The organism is Streptomyces sp. NPDC044064 (assembly GCF_056434245.1).
In genome coordinates, this window is record NZ_JBWKFN010000017.1 from 82,743 (window position 1) to 104,709 (window position 21,967).

The 21,967-nt window shown below is 69.6% G+C and carries 22 protein-coding genes and 1 pseudogene; 14 read left to right on the forward strand and 9 right to left on the reverse strand.

Features of this window, described 5'->3' with window-relative positions:
* The first annotated feature begins 80 nt into the window (after positions 1–80).
* The 5 genes and pseudogenes from AC07DS_RS26590 to AC07DS_RS26610 all read left to right on the forward strand — a co-directional run bounded on the left by AC07DS_RS26590 (position 81) and on the right by AC07DS_RS26610 (position 5,021).
* Positions 81–413 (forward strand): helix-turn-helix transcriptional regulator, encoded by a 333-nt coding sequence (locus AC07DS_RS26590; RefSeq protein WP_479149149.1) that lies wholly within the window; start codon positions 81–83, stop codon positions 411–413.
* A 170-nt stretch (positions 414–583) separates the two neighbouring features.
* A pseudogene (locus AC07DS_RS26595) lies at positions 584–1,041 on the forward strand (hypothetical protein); the annotation flags it as partial.
* 261 nt (positions 1,042–1,302) lie between these two features.
* Positions 1,303–2,427, forward strand: coding sequence for an FAD-dependent oxidoreductase (locus AC07DS_RS26600; RefSeq protein WP_479149151.1), 1,125 nt, complete (start codon positions 1,303–1,305; stop codon positions 2,425–2,427).
* A gap of 63 nt (positions 2,428–2,490) precedes the next feature.
* Positions 2,491–4,002 carry an FAD-dependent monooxygenase gene (locus AC07DS_RS26605; RefSeq protein WP_479149380.1) on the forward strand — a complete coding sequence of 504 codons (1,512 nt, stop codon included), beginning with the start codon at positions 2,491–2,493 and terminating at the stop codon, positions 4,000–4,002.
* A 143-nt stretch (positions 4,003–4,145) separates the two neighbouring features.
* Positions 4,146–5,021, forward strand: a complete 876-nt coding sequence (locus AC07DS_RS26610; protein WP_479149153.1) for a PhzF family phenazine biosynthesis protein — start codon at positions 4,146–4,148, stop codon at positions 5,019–5,021.
* Between the two features lie 116 nt (positions 5,022–5,137).
* Here AC07DS_RS26610 and AC07DS_RS26615 read toward each other — a convergent pair whose 3' ends face one another.
* Positions 5,138–5,617: a cupin domain-containing protein gene (locus AC07DS_RS26615; RefSeq protein ID WP_479149155.1), complete on the reverse strand. Its 480-nt coding sequence runs from the start codon at positions 5,615–5,617 to the stop codon at positions 5,138–5,140.
* A gap of 105 nt (positions 5,618–5,722) precedes the next feature.
* Here AC07DS_RS26615 and AC07DS_RS26620 point away from each other — a divergent pair, with 105 nt between their 5' ends.
* The gene (locus AC07DS_RS26620) at positions 5,723–6,379 is read left to right on the forward strand and encodes a TetR/AcrR family transcriptional regulator (RefSeq protein ID WP_479149156.1); all 657 of its coding nucleotides are present in this window, start codon (positions 5,723–5,725) and stop codon (positions 6,377–6,379) included.
* Between the two features lie 13 nt (positions 6,380–6,392).
* Here AC07DS_RS26620 and AC07DS_RS26625 read toward each other — a convergent pair whose 3' ends face one another.
* The 4 genes from AC07DS_RS26625 to AC07DS_RS26640 all read right to left on the reverse strand — a co-directional run bounded on the left by AC07DS_RS26625 (position 6,393) and on the right by AC07DS_RS26640 (position 10,561).
* On the reverse strand, positions 6,393–7,865 hold the full coding sequence (locus tag AC07DS_RS26625) for an FG-GAP and VCBS repeat-containing protein (protein WP_479149158.1): 1,473 nt from the start codon (positions 7,863–7,865) through the stop codon (positions 6,393–6,395).
* A 102-nt stretch (positions 7,866–7,967) separates the two neighbouring features.
* Positions 7,968–9,128 (reverse strand): oxygenase MpaB family protein, encoded by a 1,161-nt coding sequence (locus AC07DS_RS26630; protein WP_479149159.1) that lies wholly within the window; start codon positions 9,126–9,128, stop codon positions 7,968–7,970.
* Positions 9,129–9,231: 103 nt separating this feature from the next.
* Entirely contained in the window at positions 9,232–10,284 is a 1,053-nt protein-coding gene (locus AC07DS_RS26635; protein ID WP_479149161.1) for a polyprenyl synthetase family protein, read from the reverse strand.
* Complete coding sequence (locus tag AC07DS_RS26640; RefSeq protein ID WP_479149162.1) at positions 10,277–10,561, reverse strand: polyprenyl synthetase; 285 nt, start codon at positions 10,559–10,561, stop codon at positions 10,277–10,279. The genes AC07DS_RS26635 and AC07DS_RS26640 overlap by 8 nt, the downstream gene beginning before the upstream one ends.
* Before the next feature lie 160 nt (positions 10,562–10,721).
* Between AC07DS_RS26640 and AC07DS_RS26645 the strand changes: the two genes are divergently transcribed.
* Positions 10,722–11,246: a GNAT family N-acetyltransferase gene (locus AC07DS_RS26645; protein ID WP_479149164.1), complete on the forward strand. Its 525-nt coding sequence runs from the start codon at positions 10,722–10,724 to the stop codon at positions 11,244–11,246.
* Between the two features lie 95 nt (positions 11,247–11,341).
* Here the strand turns inward: AC07DS_RS26645 and AC07DS_RS26650 are convergent, their stop codons facing one another.
* Positions 11,342–12,100 carry a class I SAM-dependent methyltransferase gene (locus AC07DS_RS26650; protein ID WP_479149166.1) on the reverse strand — a complete coding sequence of 253 codons (759 nt, stop codon included), beginning with the start codon at positions 12,098–12,100 and terminating at the stop codon, positions 11,342–11,344.
* Between the two features lie 150 nt (positions 12,101–12,250).
* On the opposite strand from AC07DS_RS26650, the gene AC07DS_RS26655 reads away from it, so the two are divergent.
* The 3 genes from AC07DS_RS26655 (at position 12,251) to AC07DS_RS26665 (ending at position 14,599) form a co-directional block, all read left to right on the forward strand.
* Complete coding sequence (locus AC07DS_RS26655; protein ID WP_479149168.1) at positions 12,251–12,736, forward strand: MarR family winged helix-turn-helix transcriptional regulator; 486 nt, start codon at positions 12,251–12,253, stop codon at positions 12,734–12,736.
* A gap of 366 nt (positions 12,737–13,102) precedes the next feature.
* Positions 13,103–13,771 (forward strand): nitroreductase, encoded by a 669-nt coding sequence (locus AC07DS_RS26660; RefSeq protein WP_479149382.1) that lies wholly within the window; start codon positions 13,103–13,105, stop codon positions 13,769–13,771.
* 99 nt (positions 13,772–13,870) lie between these two features.
* A complete protein-coding gene (locus AC07DS_RS26665; protein ID WP_479149170.1) occupies positions 13,871–14,599 on the forward strand; it encodes an SDR family oxidoreductase in 729 nt (242 codons plus the stop codon).
* 236 nt (positions 14,600–14,835) lie between these two features.
* Here AC07DS_RS26665 and AC07DS_RS26670 read toward each other — a convergent pair whose 3' ends face one another.
* Both AC07DS_RS26670 and AC07DS_RS26675 read right to left on the reverse strand, forming a co-directional pair.
* A complete protein-coding gene (locus AC07DS_RS26670) occupies positions 14,836–15,240 on the reverse strand; it encodes a winged helix-turn-helix transcriptional regulator (RefSeq protein WP_479149172.1) in 405 nt (134 codons plus the stop codon).
* Between the two features lie 137 nt (positions 15,241–15,377).
* Positions 15,378–16,541, reverse strand: coding sequence for an ABC transporter permease (locus tag AC07DS_RS26675; protein ID WP_479149174.1), 1,164 nt, complete (start codon positions 16,539–16,541; stop codon positions 15,378–15,380).
* Positions 16,542–16,736: 195 nt separating this feature from the next.
* Here AC07DS_RS26675 and AC07DS_RS26680 point away from each other — a divergent pair, with 195 nt between their 5' ends.
* The 4 genes from AC07DS_RS26680 to AC07DS_RS26695 all read left to right on the forward strand — a co-directional run bounded on the left by AC07DS_RS26680 (position 16,737) and on the right by AC07DS_RS26695 (position 20,255).
* The gene (locus AC07DS_RS26680) at positions 16,737–17,342 is read left to right on the forward strand and encodes a TetR/AcrR family transcriptional regulator (RefSeq protein ID WP_479149175.1); all 606 of its coding nucleotides are present in this window, start codon (positions 16,737–16,739) and stop codon (positions 17,340–17,342) included.
* A 180-nt stretch (positions 17,343–17,522) separates the two neighbouring features.
* Complete coding sequence (locus AC07DS_RS26685; RefSeq protein ID WP_479149177.1) at positions 17,523–18,662, forward strand: inorganic phosphate transporter; 1,140 nt, start codon at positions 17,523–17,525, stop codon at positions 18,660–18,662.
* A 41-nt stretch (positions 18,663–18,703) separates the two neighbouring features.
* The gene (locus AC07DS_RS26690; RefSeq protein WP_479149179.1) at positions 18,704–18,931 is read left to right on the forward strand and encodes a hypothetical protein; all 228 of its coding nucleotides are present in this window, start codon (positions 18,704–18,706) and stop codon (positions 18,929–18,931) included.
* Positions 18,932–19,079: 148 nt separating this feature from the next.
* Complete coding sequence (locus AC07DS_RS26695) at positions 19,080–20,255, forward strand: barstar family protein (protein ID WP_479149180.1); 1,176 nt, start codon at positions 19,080–19,082, stop codon at positions 20,253–20,255.
* A gap of 66 nt (positions 20,256–20,321) precedes the next feature.
* On the opposite strand, the gene AC07DS_RS26700 is transcribed toward AC07DS_RS26695, so the two are convergent.
* Entirely contained in the window at positions 20,322–21,941 is a 1,620-nt protein-coding gene (locus AC07DS_RS26700; RefSeq protein ID WP_479149182.1) for an amidohydrolase, read from the reverse strand.
* Between the last annotated feature and the right edge of the window lie 26 nt (positions 21,942–21,967).

Genomic DNA, 21,967 nt, shown 5'->3' on the forward strand with positions numbered 1-21,967 from the left:
CCGACCATAGCCTGTCAAGGAATACGGGAAATTTATTTCACCCTTTTGGATGCGCGAATGATACGTCCTATCCTGGTCCCATGGGAGAAGTGCCTGAGCCACACACCGGGTGGACGTTCCTCACGAACCACGCCCGGGTCCTCGCTGCGATCGCGAGCAACAGCCGGCCCCGCGTCCGCGACATCGCCGCGCACTGCCGACTCACCGAACGCGCGGTCCAGAAGATCATTTCCGACCTGGAGGCGGACGGTTACCTCGCCCACAACCGCGAAGGCCGGTCCAACGTCTACCAGATCCAGCCCGGAACCATCCTGCGCCATCCGGCGGAGGCGGCCCTGACCGTGGCGGACCTGCTCTCCCTCCTCGTCCAGCACGACGCCAGGCACACCGAAAAGTCCGGAGAATCCGGATGACAGCCCGACACGGGTGAGCGACCGTCGCCGAACCCGTCCCTGATGCGGCGCAGGTCGCCGTTCGGGTGTCCCCAGCAGCGATATGCGGCACTCGGAGCACGGAAGCCGCATGAGCGATTCCTGCGGCTGATCGCGAGAGAGGCGACAGCTTCGGGGACCGCATCGGACGCCGGCGGCGTGGTTTCTTCGGCAGCTTCCCGGAGCTGGGAACCCTCGCCGGCTACGTAGGCGCAGCCACCCTGGTGACCGTCATGAACGCCCTGCTCAGCACGGGGAGCATGAACGACTGGGGCTGGCGGATCCCGTTCCTGGTCGCCGGGCCTCTCGGCCCCTCGGCCTCATCGGTGTGTACCTGCGGCAGGGGAGCATCGCGGCCGTGGTCGTGGGCATGCTGATGCTCGGCTTCTCGCTGGTGTGCCTGCTGGGCACCATGTCCGCGGCGCTGCCCGCACTCTTCCCCACCGAGGCCCGGTACGGCGGGCCGGCGGCCGCTCTGGTCGGCATGGTGTGCGTGTACCTGTTGAAAGAGACGGCGCAGCAACCCCTCGACGGCTCGCCGCCCGCGGTGGCGACCGAGGAGGAGGCGCAGGAGCTCATCAACGCCCGCTTCCCGGCCTCCTCCTACTGACGGACGTGCCGGTTCCTCTGTCGCGACTGCTTCGGGTTCGTATGACGGCCAGCCGGCCGCGCACCGGGATGACGGCCTGCAGCGGACCCAGGAGGTCGAGCCGGCGAAGTCCGGTGCCGGCTCGGGGTGTTGACCTGATCGTTCGGCCGTATCGGGGGCCTGTCGGTCCGGTGTAGGCGGCTTGTCGGCGGCATCCGGCACCTTTTCATCAGCTCCTGCCGGGTGCCCGCCCGGCAGGCGTCCGACAGGCAAGGAGTCACCATGAGCAATGACGTCACGATCATCGGTGCCGGACTCGGCGGCCTGACTCTCGCCCGCGTCCTGCACGTCCATGGAATCCCGTCCACGGTCTACGAGGCAGAATCCTCCCCGAGGGCGCGTGCGCAGGGCGGGATGCTCGACATCCATGACTACAACGGCCAGGCCGCACTCCAGGCGGCGGGCCTGATGGACGAGTTCCGCGGCCTGGTCCTGGAGGGCCGCGAGGCGACGCGGTTCCTCGCACCGGACGGGACCGTTCTGGTCGACATGCCCGACGACGGGACGGGCGGCCGCCCCGAAGTGCAGCGCGGTGAGCTGCGGCAGATCCTGCTCGACTCGCTTCCGGCCGGCACCGTCCGGTGGGGCCACAAGGTCAGCAGTGCCCGTGCTCTGGGCGGGGGCCGCCACGAGGTGGCCTTCGCCGACGGCGCCACCGTCGTCACGAGTCTGCTGGTCGGCGCGGACGGCGCATGGTCCCGGGTCCGACCGCTGCTCTCCGAGGTCCAACCCGAGTACACCGGCCGGTCGTTCGTCGAGACCTACCTGTTCGACGGCGACACCCGGCACCCGGCCACCGCGAAGGCGGTCGGCGACGGTTCGTTGTTCGCGCTCGCGCCGGGCAAGGGGATCCAGGCCCACCGGGAGCGAGGCGGAACCCTCCACACCTACGTGGCGCTCTCCAGGCCGGTGGAGTGGTTCGCCGGCATCGACTTCACCGACTCCGCCGCGGCGACCGCAGGGATCTCGCGGGAGTTCGACGGCTGGGCAGCGGAGCTCACTGCACTGATCACCGACACCGACACCACGCCGGTCCTGCGTCCCCTCCACGCCCTGCCGATCGAGCACCGGTGGGACCGGTCGCCGGGGGTGACGCTGCTCGGCGACGCCGCCCATCTCGCCGCCCCGAACGGCGAAGGCGCCAACCTGGCCATGTACGACGGTGCCGAACTCGGCAAGGCCATCGCCGCGCACCCCGATGACATCGAGACCGCGCTGAGCGGATACGAGCAGGCCATGTTCCGCCGCAGTGCCGCAGCCGCCGCCGAAGGCGCCCAGCTCAACGACCTGCTCTTCGGCGACGACGCGCCCCACGGCCTGATCGCCATGTTCGAGCAGGGCCGGTGAGCTGCTCAGCCGCACGAGCGCTACCCACTGCGCAGTTGTATCCGATTCAGGAAGGTGATCTTCGTGTATGACGTAGTGATCGTGGGCGCGGGCCCGGTCGGCCTGTTCCTGGCGTGCGAGCTCGGCCTCGCGGACTGTTCCGTCCTTGTGCTTGAGCAGGAGCCGGAGCTGCATTCCCCCCGAACGGCACTCCCCCTCGGCCTGCGGGGCCTGACCGCCACGACGGTCGAATCGTTCTACCGCCGCGGAATGCTGCAGGAGTTACTGACGGCGTCGGGCGTCGACGGTTATCCCGACGCGCCGGACGAGCCGGCGCCCCCTCGTCAGGTGGGTCACTTCGCCGGCATGGTGCTCGATCCGGCCGACGTCGACGTCACCGCCCTGCCGTTCCGGCTTCCCGGCCCGGCGATGGAAGGCGTCCTGACATACCTGGAAGCAGTGGAGCGGATATTGTCCGAGCGGGCGGCGAAGCTGGGCGTGGAGATCAGGCGCGGCGTCAGGGTCTCAGGCGTCACGCAGAACGAGGAGACCGTGGTCGCGCACGCCGATGAGCGCGAGTACGCGGCTCGCTGGCTCGTGGGCTGCGACGGCGGACGCAGCACGGTGCGCAAGCTCGCGGGCTTCGAGTTCGTCGGCACCGAGCCGCAGATCACCGGCTACACCATGTTCGCCACCCTCGCCGATCCCGGGAAACTGCGCCCTGGGTTCAACCTGACGCCCACGGGCCTGTACGTGCAAATGCCCATGCAAGGACATGTCGCCATGATGGAGTTCGACGCAGGCACGTTCGATCGCTCGCAGTCGCCGAGTCGCGAACACCTAGAGGCGGTTCTGCGCCGTGTGTCCGGCACCGATGTGACGCTCAGTGATGTCCATCTGGCCTCGACCTTTACCGATCGGGCGATGCAGACGACGACGTACCGGCAGGGGCGCGTACTGCTCGCGGGCGATGCCGCCCACATTCACTCTCCCATGGGAGGACAGGGCCTCAACGTCGGCATCGGTGACGCCCTGAACCTGGGCTGGAAGCTCGCGGCGACCGCGCGAGGGGACGCGCCGGAGGGGCTTCTCGACACCTACAACCGTGAGCGTCATCCGATCGGTGCATGGGTGCTCGACTGGACGCGCGCACAGGTGGCGACCCTGCGGCCGGACCAGCACGGTCAGGCGGTTCAGGCGCTGATCCGCGACCTGATCGGGACCCGTGACGGAACGACGTACGTGTTCGAGAAACTGTCCGGATCGTCGGTCCGCTACGACCTCGGCAGCGAGCAGCCGCTGGTCGGCCGTAACGCCCCGGAACTTCGTCTCGAGGACGGCACCCGCCTCGGCGACCTGATGCAGGAAGGGCGAGGAGTCGCCCTTGACTTCACCCCCGGCCGCCGGCTGCACGACTCGGCGAAGCGCTGGGACAGGCGGATCCGCTATGCAGCCGGGCCGGCCCGCAACGACCTCGGACTCGGTGCCGTGCTCGTCCGGCCTGACGGCATCGTCGCGTGGGCAGACGACAGCGCCTTTGATCGTGAAGCGTTCGAGCGGGCCGCCGGCCACTGGTTCGGCAGTCCGGCGGTCTAGGCAGCTGCCCGGCGCGGGTGGCGATCGGTGACGGCGGCGTACTGAAGCAGCCGTTTGAGTGTCGGCGGCCACATGGGCCGGCTCGGCCCTGCCTGCACCCGCGGCCAGGAATAGCCGCGGCACCGGCCCGTGTTGCCGCAGGCATGACGACGAATGCGCCGCGGCCCGAAGTACTGCGATACACCGCCTTCTCCAGCACCCCTGACGGCGGAAACCCCGCCGGCGTCGTTCTGGATGCCAGCGCCCTGGACGACAGCGACATGCTGGCTGTCGCAGCCGACCTCGGCTACTCGGAGTCCGCGTTCCTGACCCCGTCCCCGGAGGGCCTCGACGGTCAGGAGGGACGGGCGTACAGCATCCGTTACTTCAGCCCCAAGGCCGAGGTGCCGTTCTGCGGGCACGCCACCATCGCGACCGCCGTCGCGCTCGCCGAGCGGACGGGCCCTGGGAAGCTGGTATTCGCCACGCGTGCCGGCATCGTGCCGGTGGAGGTGGCCGAGGAGGGCGGAGAGGTCAGGGCCACACTCACCAGTGTCGAGCCGCACATCGAGGAGATCGCCGACGCCGACCTCACGGAGGCGCTCGCCGCGCTCCGCTGGCCGGCTGCCGATCTCGACCCGGCCTTCCCGCCCCGGATCGCGTTCGCCGGTGCCCGCCATCTCGTTCTCGCGGCGGCGACACGCGCGCGCCTCGCAGATCTCGCGTACGACTTCGCGCGCCTCGAAGCCCTGATGCACCACTTGGACCTGACCACGGTCCAGTTGGTGTGGCGAGAGTCGGCCGCCGTCTTCCATGTCCGCGACCCGTTCCCCGTCGGCGGCGTCGTCGAGGACCCGGCAACCGGCGCCGCGGCCGCCGCGTTCGGTGCGTACGCCCGTGAGCTCGGCCTGGTCCCCGAGGACGCCGTCCTCACCCTGCATCAGGGCGAGGATCTGGGCCGCCCTGGCGAACTCACGGTGACGCTGCGCGCGGGCGACCCGCGGGTCCGCGTCAGCGGCACGGGAGCTCGCATCGGCTGAACCGTCGGTCCGAGCCGGCGCTCAGGACGGCTGGTGGGTCTCGGTGACGATGGTGCAGAGCGGAGAGCCCTTCATGCGAGGTGGCCACTATGCGAGGTGGCCACCGCGGAAGCTGCTCAGTCCAAGGCCATCGTGCCTCGGGTGTAGCGCATGCCGTACTTTTCGCCGATCGTGTTGACCTTCTCCAGGTCCATTGCGCCCTCGGTGTTCCTGACGGCGGGGCCGGCCTCGAAGAGATCTTCCATGAACTGGTCCCAGCCGCCTGGTGTGGAGATCTGCAGGGCTCGCGCCGGGGGCTGGGACGCGTTGCGCATGGCATGCGGGACGCCGTGCGGCAGTAGCGCGCACATGCCGGGTGTCAGCCGGTAGGTCGTCCCCTCGTAGTCGATCTCCATCTCCCCTTCCAGCACGTAGACGAACTCGTCCATCAACTCGTGCACATGGGGCGGGACATCGACGTCCAAGCGGTTCTCCAGGACGGCGAGTCTGCCTTCGCTGTCAGTGGTGGCGACCTTGACACCGAAGCCGGGCGGCAGCGGCACGCGCGTGTGCCGGTTCTCTCCGGGCTGCAGCAGGACAAAACGGTCTGCGGACATGAGTGGTCCCTCCGTGTCGGCCTTGGAATGCCGATTGGCACCTCCCACCATACGACTCAAGCGGAGAAAAATCTCCAGTTACCCAAGGCCGCTTACGATCGCCGCATGACCACTGAGCCGCCCCTGCGCGCCGACGCCCAGCGCAACCGCGAGAGAATCCTCGCCGCCGCTCGCGAACTGTTTCGAGAGCAGGGCACCGCGGTGGCCCTTGACGACATCGCGCGCCGCGCAGGAGTGGGCGCAGGCACCCTGTATCGCCGGTTCCCCGACCGCGACGCGCTGATCCGGCAGGTCATCATCGACGGCTTCGAGATCTGCCTGGCGGCGGTAGAGGCGGCACGTCTGGAGTCGGCCGATCCGGCGGTGGCGTTGAATCAGCTCTTCCGGCGCGTGGTGGAACAACGCGAACGCCTCGTGCTCCCACTGATCGGCGGACCGGTCGTACATGATCGGCGGGTCCAGGAACTCCAACGCGCCATCCGCGACAACGTCGAGGAACTCCTTGCGGCCGGCCAGGCCGCCGGCGTCGTGCGCGATGACGTCACCGCAGAGGACCTGATCACCGCGGCCGCCATGGCCTGTCGCCCCATGCCGCACCTGCCTGCTGAAGCAGGCGCGGCTCTGGCCGTCCGGCACGTAGCGGTCTACCTGCACGGTCTGCGCCCCGAAGGCGCAGCACCCCTGCCCGCGGCCGCACCCGGCCCGGAGGGCATCGGTCGGTACGTCGCCATGGAGCGGCGTGATCCGAAAGAAGCGCCGTAGGTACCAGGGAGACCTACGGAATCACCAGCCCCGGCCCGTTGTCCCCACCCAGGTTCCTGCCGAACTGCGCTCCCGCCGCCGGTGCCCCCAGATCCACCGGGTTCTCCGCGAAGGCCTTCGAAGCCGTCGGACCGGAAGCCGTGCCGCGCAGCAGCCACACCGCGCCGCCGTTCGCGACCCTGCCCAGGTCCTCCCCCGGCGCGCCCACTGCCAGGTCCGCCTTCCCGTCCCCCGTCACGTCCAGCAGCCGTACCGAGCCGCCGAACAGGTCGCCCTTCTCCACTGCCCCCGGCACACCCGGTGTGTCCTGGTGGAACGCCTGCGCGCCGCTACCGGTGAGACCGCCCTTGCCGCCCTTCAGCAGGACCACCGAGCCGGCCTTCGCTACCGAGCCGATCGCCTCGCCCGGGTCGCCCACGGCCAGGTCCGCGTAACCGTCGCCGTTCACGTCGCCGGCGCTCAGCCGCGCCCCGAACTGGTCGCCCTTCTCGCTCACGCCGGGCACGCCTGCGGTCTCCTGCGTGATCGTCTTCGTACGGGTCGTGCTGGGCCCGGCCGCCGAGCCGTAGTAGATCTTGATCGTGCCCGGGTCGTCCTCCAGATACGTCTCGCCGTTCGGGAAGACCCTGGTGGCGAGGTCGACGTAGCCGTCCCTGTCGAAGTCTCCGACGGCGGTGGTGTTCGCGGAGGGGAGCCGTTGCGGGACGGTGGACAGGCCCTGTCGTGTGCCCAGCCACAGCTTGCCGCCCTCGGCGTGGTCCTCGTAGACGTAGAAGGTGGCGAGGTCGTCGATGCCGTCGCCGTTGAAGTCCCCTGCCGCGGTGGAGCAGATCGTGTTGTCCGTGCTGAACGCGGTCAGTTGCTGCTCACGGGCTGGTGCGCCGTTCCGGCCGAACGGGCCGTGGAGCACCGCACGGAGGTCGAAGTCCTCGGCGTTGCGCATGAACAGGTCCGGGTGCCCGTCGCCGTCGAAGTCGCCGGCGGTGATGTCTTCACCGACGAACGAGTTCGCCGGTGCGGGGACTCGGATCGCGCCCGTGCCGGAGATACCCGTTCCGCTGCCCCAGAGGATGATCACGGAACCGCTGATGTTGTTCGCCGGCTGGTGTTCGTTCGTCACCACGGCCAGGTCGGTCAGGCCGTCACCGTCCAGGTCGCGGGCGATCAGCGCGTAGCCGAAGCCGTGGTTGTCGCCGGAGGTGCCGGGCACGCCCGGGGTGTCCTGGGTGATGATCGTCGTACGCGCCGGGCCGAGTCCGCCCGCCGAGCCGTAGCTGATCGCGATGTAGCCCGCCCAGGAGTGACCGCCCACCCTGGCTGCGGGGGCGGCGACAGCGAGGTCCTGAAAGCCGTCGCCGTTGAAGTCCTCGCGCACGGTGGTGGCGCCCTCACGGGCGAACGCCGTGTCGCCGGCGAGCGGCACGGTGAACGCCCCGATCAGCGCGGCGGCTGCGGCGGTGGTGACGGCCGGTCTGCGGATGCCCACGGTTCCTCCTTGAAGCGCGAGCGATGGCGAAGCACGAGCGCACTCAGATGAGATTCGACTGTGAGACCCGCGGCAACGGCCGATGGTTGTGCGCTGAAATCGTCAGGACACTGTGACGGCCGGTGGGGTCCACCGGTGGGTGCGGGGCGTCGCGCTGGGGATGCCGTAGTCCTTCTTGAGCTGTTCGGGGATGGCGTAGTGCATGACGCGTCCGCGGGTGAGGGAGGACAGTTCGAGCACGGTGGTGAGGTGGCCGAGGCGGTCCAGGGCCCAGGCACCGAGCGGGGACCGGTCCTCGATGGTCTCCAGGACGCCGAGGAGATGGGGTACGGCCTTGACGACGGTGTCCCACGGTGTCTGCGGTACGCGGAGCCAGTCGGCGCAGGTGTCGCCGACGAGGTGGCGGATCAGGGCGGAGACGATCGGGTCGAAGAAGGTACCGGGTACCACCTCTTCGTAGAGGTCGATGAGCTGGCGGGTCAGGTGGGCGCCCTCCTCGGAGGGGCCCATGTGCCGGACCATGTACCGGTCGAGGAAGTGGCGGGCCTCGTCGAGGCTCTTGGGGACGGCGTCCTGGTCGACGCCCAGCATGGCGCCGACGACACGCCAGGCGTAGTAGTAGGCCTCCGCGCCTTCCTGTGACATGTGGATGCCGAGGCGGTGCAGGCTGTCCAGCACGAGCATGGAGAAGAACATCTGCCCGCCGATCATGTCCTCCTGGTTGATCGGCGTGCCGAGTACATCGGTGTCCCACCGGTTCTCGCGCCTGAGGTGGTGGCGGATGGAGGCGTGCAGGAGGCGGACCTTCTGTGCGGCGGGGATGAAGCGGCTGCCGGCTTCGAAGGCGTCGGGCTGCATCAGGTAGACGGTGAACTGGCCTGTCTCCGCCATCCGCTTGGACGGGTACTTCAGCCCATGGGTGGCGGACAGCAGCTTCGCCACGTGCGGGACGACGTAGCAGGCCGGCATGGAGGCGAAGGACAGGGCGGTGGAGATGTGCACGTTGTTGTCGATGAAGAACAGCCGGGCCTTCTCCATCTCGGCCCAGTCCACCCAGGCCGGCGGGACACGAGTGGCCTCGAGGTAGTCCCTGGCCACGTCGGGCAGCCCGTCCGGAAGGGGGGCGCCTGCCGTGGAGACGTAGCGCATCAGGGTGTTGAAGGTGCCCACCTCGCCGCGTTCGAAGAGCGCGGCCACGGTGGCGTCGGCGAGTTCGTCACCGACGTTCCGCAGGGCGTCCATCGATGCTTCGGTGCAGGTCATGAGGGGGCTCCTTGTCTGTCGCGGGGTCGTCCGCGAGCGGCTGGAGGGGCTGACGTCGGTCAGGTCGCGGTCGGCTCAGGGCTGTGCGGCGGCGGTGCACGGGTCAGGACACGCGGTTCGTCGCCGACTGCGCCAGCGAGGTCAGCGCGCCGACGGCGTGCGCCGGTACGTCCAGCTCGTGCAGAACGTCCAGTGCCTGCTCGACCCGGGCGCTGATCAGGGCCTCGATGCGGTCGGGTGCCTTCAGCCGGCGCATCACCTCGCGGACCGTGTCCAGGGCATCCGTGTCCAGGCCGGGGCGGCCCAGCAGGGTGTGCAGCCGTTCACGGTCGTGGTCACCGGCGAGGCGCCAGGTCTCCGCCAGTAGGGCGGTGGGCCGGTGTCCGCGCACGTCGTCGGCGCTGGCCTTGCCGGTGCGTTCCGGGTCTCCGAACAAGCCGAGCAAGTCGTCGCGAAGCTGGAATGCCTCGCCCAGCGGCAGCCCGTACGCGGAGTAGCCCTCGCGCAGCCGCTCACCGGCCCCGGCCAGGGCACCACCGATCAGCAGGGGTTGCTCGACGGTGTACTTGGCGGTCTTGTACCGGATCACCTTCAGGGACGCCTCGGTGTCCGGGCCGACTCCGGTGCGCAGGATTTCGAGGCACTCCCCCGCGATCAGTTCGCGGGCCATCACCGCCCACAACGGGCGGGCCCGGGCGAGGTAGGCGGCCGGCAGACCGCTCGTGGCGAACAGGTGTCCGGCCAGCGCCGTCAGCAGGTCTCCCACCAGCATGGCCAGCGACCGCGCGGCGGCATCGGCGTGCGGACGGTGCCGTACGGCACCGCGCAGGACGACGTGTGCGGTGGGGCGCCCGTGCCGCAACGGGCTCTCGTCGATCAGGTCGTCGTGCACGACCGCTGCGGCATGCACCAGCTCCATGGACGCCGCCGCCCGCACCAGCGCGTCGCTGTCCGGCTGGCCCACCGCACGCCAGCCCCAGTAGCAGAACGCCGCGCGTAATCGTTTTCCGTCGGCGACCGCAGCCTCGAGCTGATCTGCCACCGGACCCAGCAGCGGATCGACCGCGGCGAACCGGTCGGCCTCCTGGGCGACGAACCGGTGCAACACCTCGTCGACACGGGTCTTGAACGCCGCCGGCTCCCACGGGTCAGACATCGTCCGCCGCTCGTCGAGCCAGGGCGTGCCGGGCGAGGATCTCCAGGTGAGCCGGGGGTACAGCCGCGTACCGGTCCAGCACGAGGCGCCCACGTGCCATGAGGTCCTGCTCCGCCTGCGCCGCCAACTCCGCGGCGTCCGAGCGCCGCAGCAGGCCCCGCACCGTTCCCACGGCCGAATCCAGCGTGGTCACCGCCAGATCGGCCAGCCCGGCCACCAGCAGCACCGCCTGCTCGTCCAGGCCCCTTCGCGCTCCCGATTCCGCTTCTCGTGTCACGCTCTTCCCCCACCCACAACACGTCCGGACGGCGCCGGTCACGCGCCGCTTCTCCGAGCATCGCGCCGGACCGGGTACGAGAGCGGAAGAACTCACGATCGAGCGATCACATCGATTGACCGTACGGATCACCGCTGCTGGGACATGCGAAGATCCCTGAATGACCGATCTACGTGTCCGCTCCGCCTCCGATGCCGACTTGGCCGCCCTGGTCCGCCTCCGCGACGAGGCGGCACGCTGGATGCTCACCCGCGGCATAACCGGGCAGTGGCTGCCGGGAGAGTTGGACGAGGAGCACTTCCGCCGGGTGATGGCGCACGGCGAAGTCTGGCTGGCGGAGGTCGGCGGGCGGATCGCCGGCGCCTGGGAGCTGTGGTGGGAGGACGAAGACGCCTGGGGCCCGCAGCCGCCCGTGGCCGGATACGTACACCGCCTCATGGTGGACAGGGATGTCGCCGCACCCGGCACGGGGAGACTGCTGCTGGACGCCGCCGAAGAGCGAGTGGCCGCGGCGGGACGATCATGCGTGCGCCTGGACTGCTTGGCCGGTAATACACAGCTCAACGCCTATTACCGGCATGCCGGTTACCGCGTCGTGGGCGGCAAGGAGGGCAAGCCGCAGCCGAGCGGGACACCCAAGTCCTTCACGCTGATGGAGAAGGAGCTCCACCGGAAGGCAGGGTAGGGCCTGCCTGGGGCCCGCACCTACCCGCGTTGGCGAGGCATCAAGTCATCCGGTGCAACTGCGGCAGCGGATGAGGGCGCTGACGAGGAGCCGCATCAGCTCCGTTCGAGCGTGAGCAGCGGCTCGGCGAACACGGGCGCCGGGGCGCCGGGGTCTTCGGCGACAGCCTTCTCCAGCCGGTGGAAGCCGACCTCCAGCTCGTCGGGAGTGAGCTGTGCGAAGAAGGAGAGGGTGCGCAGGCGCAGTCGTTCGAGCATGGCGCCTCGGGTGCCCGAGGACGGCTCGGTGACCGTGCCGAAGCTCGCGACGCGCCAGCCGGCCGACGTGAACGTCGCGATCACTTCGTGCAGTGGCTGAAAGATCGAGGCGTCCGCCTCGTAGCCGCGGGGGAAGTACTCCAGCCACCACGGCCGGGGATGGTGGTCGCTGAAGTTCGTGCGCAGGAGCAGCCGCCCTCCGGTCCTGACCACCCTGGCCAGCTCCCGGGCTGCCTGGGGCTTGTCCTGGACGTGGTGCCAGGACCAGCCCATGAGGGCGTAGTCGGCGCTGTCGGACGGCACGGGTATCTCCTCGGCGGTGCCTGGGAGATACCGCACATCGGGATGCCGGGACTGCGTCTGTGCGACCTCGCGCATACGAACCGACGGCTCGACGCCGATGACCGGCCCGAATGCCTCTGCCAGCGCGGGGGTGAACCTGCCCGTCCCCGAGCCGATATCCAGCCCCGCCAGCGGACGCCGTTCGGGCAGCGCCGCTTCGAAAGCGCTCATCCATACCTGCAGTTGCTGCTGCGTCAGCGCGCGGCCGCGCGCGTAGTCCTGGTGCTGCTCCGAGTCGTAGTCGATCGACTTCATCGTTTCTCCCCGCGTTGGCCGGACGACCTCAAGTGCCGCACCGATATATCGAGTTGATACATCGGAACGATATGTGGCGTCGCGTCACCCCACAAGGCAAGGACACTTTGGTTTCAGGCGATACCGTATCGAATGAAGTAGTCTGGCCTCATGGCCGCAGACACTCCCCACCAGCCCACCGCCTCGCATGCGACCGACCGCCCCGGCGACACGTCGCCTTTCGGTCTCGGTCTGCTGCTGCGCCGGGCGCACTGGCGCGCGGCCGCGGTGATGGGAGAGGCACTTCGGCCGCTCGGCATCGAGTTGCGGCATTTCGCGGTGCTGATCGAGCTGGTCAATCACGGGCCCACGGTGCAGCGGGATCTGGCGTCTGCGACAGGGTCGGACAAGGCCGGGATCATGCGCGTCGTGGACGACCTGGAGCGGAAGGGGCTGGCCGTACGCAAGGCCGTTCCGGGTGACCGACGTGTGCGCGCTGTGGAGATCACACCTCAGGGTCTTGAGCTCTTCGACGCAGCCCATGTGGCGGCGGAGCCGCTGGCCGAGCGCCTGGTCGCCGAACTGGGGCCCGGCGAGTCCGAGCAGCTGACGGATCTGCTGACCCGGCTCGCCTATCCGGCGGACGACGAGGCGTAAGCACGCGGGCGCGCCGACTGCCCGCGGCGTCGGCGCGCTCGATTTCATGCGGCCTCCGCGGCGACCCCGGACCTGAGGGCTGGGGCGAACGTCGCCGCACGCAGACGGCGCACCCTTCACCCTCGCCCAGCATCATCGTCGTCCCGTCCCGTGCGCGTCCTGCCAACAGGTCGCCCACGGCCGCCCTGATGGCGTGACCCTCTGAAGCGAGAGCTTCACACAGCGTCCTCACCTCGGGGCCACCCGGCGAGACGCTCCGCGAGCGGGGATTTACACCTCAAGATAGTCACGCTCGATACGGTATTGAGTGATACTATATTGAACGTAATGAAGGTGGGCCCGTTGAGCAGATGGAGGCGGGCGGTCATGGACGTCTACGAGGCGGTCACGAGTCGACGGGCGGTGCGCGCGTTCACCGACCGGCCCGTGCCGAGGGAAACGCTGGAGCGGGCGCTGTCCGCGGCGGCCTGGGCGCCGTCCGGATCGAACATCCAGCCGTGGCACACCTACGTGCTGACCGGCGCACCGCTGGCCGAACTCAAGAAGCGCGCCGGCGAACGTCTGGCCTCGGGCGACCCCTGGGACACGCCGGAGTACGAGATGTATCCGCCCGAGTTGAGGTCTCCCTACCGCGAGCGCCGGTTCGCCTTCGGCGAGCAGCGCTACGGCGCGCTCGGCATCGCGCGCGAGGACGTGGAGGCGCGCCAGCGGGCGGCCGCCGCGAACTGGGACTGCTTCGGCGCACCCGCCGCCCTGTTCTGCTACATCGACAGGGACATGGGCTTGCCCCAATGGGCCGATGCCGGCATGTATCTGCAGACCGTCATGCTGCTGCTCCGCGCCGAAGGGCTCCACAGCTGCCCGCAGATGGCCTGGGCGAAGTACCACAAGACCGTGGCGGAAGTTCTGTCACCCCCGGACGGGCTCGTCCTCTTCTGCGGCATGTCGATCGGGTTCGAAGACGTCACAGCAGGTGACGCCCGCATAGGCCGGGCGCCGCTCGACGAGACGGTCACATTCGTCGACGGCCTCTGACGCCGCCCCTCCTCGTTCGACCAACGAGCCGTTTCATTCCGCACCTACGTAGCGGTTCGTATGTCATATTTCGCACACAATCTCCATGAAAGGCATGTCATGAAGATCGCAGTCATCGGCGGTACCGGACTGATCGGCTCGCAGGTCGTCAAGAACCTGGCCGCCGCCGGGCACGAGGCGGTACCGCACTCGAAGTCCACCGGCGTCGACGTCATCAGCGGCCAGGGACTGGACGAGGCGGTGGCGGGCGCCGACGTCGTGGTCAACCTGACGAACTCCCCGACCTTCGACGAAGCTTCCCCGGCCTTCTTCCAGACCTCGATGGACAACCTCCTGGCCGCGGCCCGCAAGGGCGGCGTCGGCCACGTGGTCATCCTCTCGATCGTCGGCACGGACCAGGTGCCGGAGCTGGACTACTACCGCGCCAAGGCTCTTCAGGAGAAGCTCCTCGCGGCCGGAGCGATCCCGTACTCGATCGTCCGGGCCACGCAGTTCATGGAGTTCATCGACGCGGTCCTGTCCTGGACCGCCGACGCCGACACCGTCCGGCTCCCCGCCACCCCGATCCAGCCCATCGCCTCCAAGGACGTGGCCGCCGCAGTGGCGGAGGTCGCTGCGGGCGCCCCGCTGAACGGCATCCGCAACATCGCGGGCCCCGAGATCTTCACCCTGGACGAGCTGGGCCGGATCACCCTGTCCCACAAGGGCGACCACCGCACCGTCGCCACCGACCCCAGCGCCGGCATGTTCGCCGTCGTCAAGGGTGACGTCCTCACCGACAAGGACGCCCACCTCGCCCCCACCCGCTACACCGACTGGCTCTCCTGACATCCCCGCCTGTCACGACGCCCACGCGGCCGCCGTCTGCAGGCTTGGATCGACAGACACGGGAATCATGATCAACGGGAAGGACCAGGGGCAACGGCACGAGGGAGTGCCGTTGCCCCTGGTCCTTGTGCGTCCTGGCTCCGTCAAGCGGATCCAGGACGCTGCGACAGCGCGGGACTCGCCCGCTGGAGTCACGTGTCCGGCCCCGGTCCCCCTTGCCGGAGCGGAAAGGGAGGTCAGCCGCCGCCCGGCGTGGCCGGCTGATCCGATTCCGGCGAGCGGCTCACCGGAAGGTGATCCTCCGCCCACAAGAACAAGACGGCCAGGGGGATGAGGAAAGCGTTGCCGTGCGGAGAGAGCGCGTAGCGGCCTCGCGACGACAGCCCGGGCGGGGCGTCCCGGGCGACCAGGTCGATCGCGGTCAGTTCCTGGAGGCGCTGGGCGAGCATGCGGTCGCTGATGCCGGGGACCCGCTCACGAATCTGCGCGAAGTCGGCCGGACCTTTGGCCAGAGCCATGAGGATCAGACCGTTCCAGCTTCTGCTGAGCAGGGCGAAGGCCCGAGCGATGGCCGGTGAACCATCGGTCGACTGCGGACGTTCGGACCGGGGTGCCGGCTGGGGGTGCTGTGGGGTGGTCATGGTGTGTGTCCGTTCCGGTACGGCGCGAGGCGTCGCGGTTCAACTCCTCGCGCAGTCAGGGAGCAGCTGTGCGTCAGCGCCTCATTCACCTTCGACACCGGGCCGAACTGCTTGGCGCGCGCACAAGGCGCTCGGCGTCAGCCGTCACCGTCATGGCGACGGGCGTGGGCGTGGGCGGGCGCGTGACGCCGAACCGGCAAAGCGTCGCCGGACCCCGCCAAGGCCGGGAGCAATTCCCCGGGAGCCGTCGCGCTGGTCTTCGTGCCGCGGGCTTCCCCGGTGACCCAGTGGCCGCACATGACCGCTGTGAGCCCGCAGACGCTCCACAGAGCGAGGACGGCAAGATGGCCTGCACCGGCGTTGCCGTCGAAGTACGCGGTATCGCGGAGCAGGCTGGCTCCGGCGCCGGGGGGCAGCCACTGGCCGATGTGGTCCACGCCCTTGGGGAGCATCTCCGGAGCAGAAGTGGCGCCGGAGAAGGCGTTCCCGACGAAGACCATGAGCGCGGCGCTGAGCGCAAGGCCGCCCGGCCCGAGAAGTCGGATCACACCGGCAGCGGTGGCGCTGACGGAGAGCAGGTCGAGCGACAGGATCGCCCACGTGGCCACGTGATCGCGGGGCAGCGCCCCCAGGAAACCCTGGGCCACGAGATAGACACCCAGGGCCGCGACGGCGCAGGCGACTGCAAGTGTCAGCACTCGGTACAGCGGGCGTGCCAGGCCGCGAGCCATAGCGACAAACGCCCCGATCAGGATGCCGCAGATCGTGAGCGGGAACACCGATGAGCTGAACACCAACCCCCGGGGGTCCTCTGCCGCGACGGGCACCACGTCGACCGCCTTCGCAACGACCTTCACCGAGGAATCAGCACCGGCGGCTCCCTGCCTGGCGGCCTTCTGCTGTGCAGCCTTCTGCCGGGCAGCACCATGCTGGGCGGCTGCCTGCTTCTGGTCCTTGGCCGGGTAATGAGCCCCGGCGGCCTGCTGCTGGGCGATCTGCCAGGTGGCCTTGTCGGCCAGTCGTTGTCCGACATCGGTCAAAAGCTGAGCCACGGAAGGGCCGGCGGCGGAGGCCTTCAGCACGGTGATGGTGTGGCCGGAGATGGCGAAGGCGCCGTAGACATCGCGCTTCTTGATCGCCGACCGCGCGGCCTGCTGGTCGGGATAGAGGTGGAAGTCGAACGCGCCGGGCTTCGCACGGGTCAGTCCCTCCACCGCGTGCTGGCCGGCCGCCCCAGTTCCCACGATCCCGACCGGGACGTCGCGCGGCGAGATCCGCCCCGCCGGCCAGGCGAAAGCCATCACCGCCAGAGTGATCACTACTGGCAGCGCCACGGCGGCAACGGCCGCTTCCCGCCATGCCCGGTGCCCTGACAAGGGGTTCCTCACAACCCATCCTCCCACAAAAAAGAACGATCGTTTTCTTAGGTTTCAGTCTCACCCGCAGTGCGAGCAAGCGTCAACACGAATGTTCGTTTTCTTGGTTAGGCTGTTCTCATGCCCAAGGTCACCCAGCAGCACATGGACGCCCGCCGCGAGCAGATCCTGGACGCGGCGCGCCGCTGCTTCCTCCGTGACGGTTTCCACTCCACGTCCATGCAGGACCTGTTCGCAGAGGCGGGGCTGTCCGCGGGCGCCGTGTATCGGCACTTCACCAGCAAGGACGAGATGATCCTCGCGATCGCCGAGGAGAACATGCGCGATGTCCTCGACATCACGCTCGACGTCGCCACGAACCAGCAGGGCCAATCCATCGGGGAGGTCTTGGCGGAGCTGCTCGACGTGATTCGGGCCAAGTCCGTCGAGGAGGACGTGGCCGGACTCGCGGTCCTGGTCTGGGGAGAGGCCATGCGAAACCGTTCGCTGGCGCGCAAGCTCGACGATCTCATGGGCCGCATCCGCGCCAACCTGATCACCATGGTGCGTTACCAGCAGGAACAGGGCGGTTTGCCCGTGAACGTGACGGCTGAGGCGATCGCTTCAACGTTGCTCTCCGTCCTCCCCGGCTACATCCTCCAAGTGGCTTTGCTCCAGCCCGCTGTTGTGGCCGAGGTACCTGACGCGGTGCGGGCACTGTGGCCGGGGCCGGCCGGTGAGCGCTGAGCGGTCTCTCCGTTTACAGGGCCGCACGCGCTCGCGCGTGACGTCGCCCGAGCCGCGCCTCAGCCGTGCGCCGCCCCGAGGTCGCGGGCTCCGGAAACGCCGCTTAGCGTGGGAGGCAAGGCGCGTCCGGGCAGGCACGCACGGCAGGCGCGAGGTCAGGCGATCCCTCGTGAGGTCCCAGTGGGTACCGTCTCGTTCCTTCTCATCGTCGTCGTTCTGACAGCATTGGCCTTCGACTTCACCAACGGGTTCCATGACACCGCCAATTCGATGGCGACGTCGGTGGCCACCGGTGCACTGAGACCACGTGTCGCGGTCGCGGTCGCCGGTGTGCTCAACCTGGCGGGCGCATTCCTGTCCACGGCTGTCGCGAAGACCATCTCCGGCGGCATCGTGAACGACTCGAAGGTGTCCCTGGTCATGATCTTCGCCGGTCTCGTCGGCGCACTCCTCTGGAATCTGATGACTTGGCTCGCCGGGCTGCCGTCGAGCTCGTCGCACGCTTTGTTCGGGGGGCTGATCGGTGCCGTCTGGGTCGGTGCCGGCGGATCCGCCGTGCAGTTCGGGGTGATCGTGGAGAAGATCGTGATCCCTGCCGTCCTCTCGCCGATCGTCGCCGGGATCGTGGCCGTACTGGCGACCTTCCTCGCGTACGTCATCACCGGGCGGACGGCGCCCGATCGGGCACGGAGCGGATTCCGCAGGGGACAGGTCGGTTCGGCATCGTTGGTCGCGCTGGCGCACGGCACCAACGACGCGCAGAAGACCATGGGCGTCATCACTCTGGCTCTCATCGCCGCCGGGGTACTGCCCCACGGCTCCGGGCCGCCCTGGTGGGTGGTGCTCACCGCCGGTCTGGCGATCGCGCTCGGCACGTACATGGGCGGCTGGCGGATCATCCGCACCATGGGCAGGGGCCTCACCGACATCGAGGCGCCTCAGGGCTTCGCGGCCGAGACCAGCGCCACGGCAGTGATTCTCGCGTCCTCCCACATGGGATTTCCTCTGTCGACCACGCAGGTGTGCACCGGCAGCATCCTTGGCGCGGGCCTGGGGCGCAAACTGGCGGAGGTGCGGTGGGGCACAGCCGGGCGCATCGCCCTGTCGTGGCTGCTGACGCTGCCCGCAGCGGCGGCCGTCGGCGGCGCGGCGGCCTGGATCGCGGATCACGGAACTCTCGGTGTGGCCCTGGTGGCGGTCGCGGCCGCCGGCTCGGCGACCGGGTTCTGGGCCTTGTCACGGCGCCACCCCGTGACTGCCGACAACGTCAATGAACTGCCCGCCGCGCTGCCCCGCCACGCGGAGAACCCCGCGGCGTGAGCGAGGCGGCCGTCCGGTCCACAGGCAGAGGGAGGCCACCGATGCACATCGACTGGAGTGCTTTCGCCGGCGTCTTCGGTGTGAGCCTCGGTATCACGCTGCTCACGGTCGTGCTGTTCTCCCTCGGCATCGCCGCCTGGCCCGGCGGCACCGGTGAGGAACGGACCCGGCGTGCCGGCCGGTCGATCGGCACGGCTGTGGCGGTGCTGTGCTTCTGCGCGTGCGTGGCGGTCGCCGCCTACGGGATCGCACTGATCGTCGGCGCCTGACAGCGGAGAGTCCCTTCCGGTTGACGGCATGGGGTGCAGGGGCCGGTAGTGCAGGAGCCTGCGGTACCGGTGATCACGGGCGGGAGCGGTGCTTCGCGCCGACGCGCCTATGATGCGTTCAGGTCAGGCATGGTGTGGGGCCGTTCTGTTGGGGGATTCTCTGCGTCAGATCAATTGGGCCCGGGACCTGCCGCTGCGTTACGCGCTGGTCGAGGAGGAGTGGGACGGCGAACAGACGCTGTGGGCCCGCTTCGCCGATCTAGGGGGACTCTTCGCGGACGGCCCGCCCGCGAAGGAGACGCTCACCATCATCGGGTGCAGGCCCACTGGGCGGCTTCGCAAGGCCGTCGAACGGTGCAGGCTCTCCCCCGTGCCGCTGGGTGACCTGGAACTCTTGGTCGAGAACGCGGCAGCCGGCGCGGAGGACAAGTGGCCCGACGATCACTGGTGGTCGCTGGCCGATGTCCTGGTGGTCGACGCCAGAGCCGGGGCGGACGATGACGCGCTCGTGGACGTCGTCGTCGAGGCCGTGGTGTCCGACGGGCCGAAGGCCCGCGAACCTGCCGCCGCCGACGTGCGCGTGTTCAACGGGGTCTCCGGTGACCTGATCGGGCGTGCCCGGCGGGTGGAGGGCCTGTACCGGGAGCGCCCCGACCCCGATCCCCTGCAGCTCATCGGCTGCGAGCCCTCACCGCCGTTGCTGTCCCGGCTGGTCCGACCCCGGCATGGTGGGGACGGCAGCCCCGTCGAGCTGTGGGCGCTGGACCGTGAGGGGCGGCCGATCCTCGTCCAGGAGAAGTTGGAACTCCGCATCGACGAGTGCCGCCCCTCCGCCCGCGGCGGCGCTCTGGTCGACGTAACCCTCCGGCACGGCTCGGAGAACCGACGGCCGCCGGGAGCCCGGTCGGTCTGGGACGCCTGGTACGAGGGCCGTCCCCGTGAGCGCAACGAGTGGGCGCGGTTCCCGGCCGACGGCCGGCACGAGTGGCTGCGGTTCACCGAGCCGCACATGGGCCCGGAGGCACCCGGTACGGTGTGCCGGCTGGACGGGCGGTACGTGACCGACGTCCCCGGGTTGAAGTGCGCCCTGGGCGAGGCCATCGCCGGTCCGGGGTACCACTTCAACCAGTGTTGGGCGGTGCTGCGGGGTTGCCCATGCGGCGGCAACCTTCCCCGGGCGCCCTTCACCTTGGTATGGCACGACGCGGACGTCGCCCGTGAGGCGCTCGCCTCCATCAGCGTGGACACCGCCGGGGAACTCACCTACTACGAGAGTGTCGTCCGCTTCCTGCAAGGGCTCGGCGTCACGGTCCTGCCATGCTGACTCGACCCGGTTGCTCCGATGCCGGCCGCGAACGCCACGTGCCGTCCCTCAACGCCGCCGTCCCCCTTACCGCTCGCCCGCGGGTGTGACCAGGAGGCCACCGACGAAGGTGTGGGTGGGGTTGAGGTCGCGCAGGGTGTCGCCGTGGCAGAGGGCGGGGTCCCGGTCCCAGATGGTGAGGTCGGCGAGGCGGCCGGGGGTGAGGGTGCCGCGCAGGTCCTCCTCGCCGTGCAGTCGGGCGGCCTGGGTGGTGTGCAGGGTGAGGGCTTCGTCGTAGGTGATGGCGTGTTCGGGGCCCTTGACGCCGATCACGGTCTGCCGGGTCGTCATGCCCCAGACGGAACGCATGGCGCCGAACCGGCCGACCGGGAAGTCCGATCCGGCGCTGACCTGGGCGCCCAGGTCGAGCCAGCCCCGGGCGGGGAAGAGCCGGGCGACGCGTTCCGGGCCCCAGAAGCCCTCCTCCACCTCGGCGGTGTCGTGGAGCAGCGGCTGCTGGATGGTGACGGGAATGCCCAGGGCGACGGCGCGGGCGCGCTGTTCGGGGCCGGCCAGGCCGCCGTGCTCCATCACCAGCGTGCCGGCGGGCAGGCCGGGGTTGCGCTGAAGGACGCGTTCGTAGACGTCCAGGAGGATGCGGACCGCGCGGTCGCCGTAGGCGTGCGTGCCGACCCGCCGGCCGCGCCGCACCACGGCCTCGACCGCCTCGACCAGCGCGTCGGGATCCCAGGTCAGCGTTCCGGAGAAGGCGTGGTCACAGGCGTACGGCTCCTCGGTGGCCCCGGCCTCCAGGCCGCCGTCGAGCCCGAACTTCACTCCCCACACCCGCAGCCACGGGTCGGAGCCGTCGCGCCAGTCCTCCATGGTGTCGAGCAGGTCCTCCACCTGTGCCTTGCCGGTCAGGCCGAGTGCCGAGATCAGGGCCCGTACCCGGGTGCTCAGGGCCCCCGCCTCACGGGCGGCCAGCAGTACGGCGTAGTCGTCGGGGGTGACCGCGCAGTCGCGCACGGTGCCGATGCCGGTGGCGGCGTACTGACCGCCGGCCAGGCGCAGTCCTTCGATGCGCCGGGCCCGGTCGGGGGCAGGGAGCAGGCGCTCCACCAGGGGCATGGCGTTGTCGATGAGGCGTCCGTTGAGATGGCCGTCGGCGTCTCGGCCGATCACACCGCCCGGCGGTACGGGGGTGTCCTCGGTGATGCCTGCGAGGCGCAGCGCGTAGGTGTTGACGACGTCGTTGTGGCCGCCGCGCTTGACCAGGACCGGGTGCCGGTCGGTGGCCCGGTCCAGTTCCGCCGCGGTGGGCAGGCGCCGCTCGGCCAGGTTGAGTTCCTGCCAGTTGGTGGTGGTCCGGATCCACTCGCCCTCGGGGGTGGTCCTGGCCCGCTGCCGGATCAGGTCCAGGAACTCGGGGATGGTGTGGGCCTGGTGGACGGGGACGTCGTGCGCGCCGAGCGCGGCGAAGATCAGGTGGGTGTGGGTGTCGTCGAAGGCGGGCAGCACGGTGGCGCCGGGCAGGTCGTAGACGGTGGTGCGCGGGCTCACCCAGTCGTCGAGGCCGCTGGGGTCGGGGGACATGGCCGCGATGCGGTCGCCCCGTACCGCCAGTGCGCGCTGCGGGGCCATGCCGGTCACGAGCGTGTGCACCGCGCCGGCCCGGATGAGCAGATCGGCTGCTCGTTCAGTCATCGTCGTCTCCCATCGCCATCTCAACG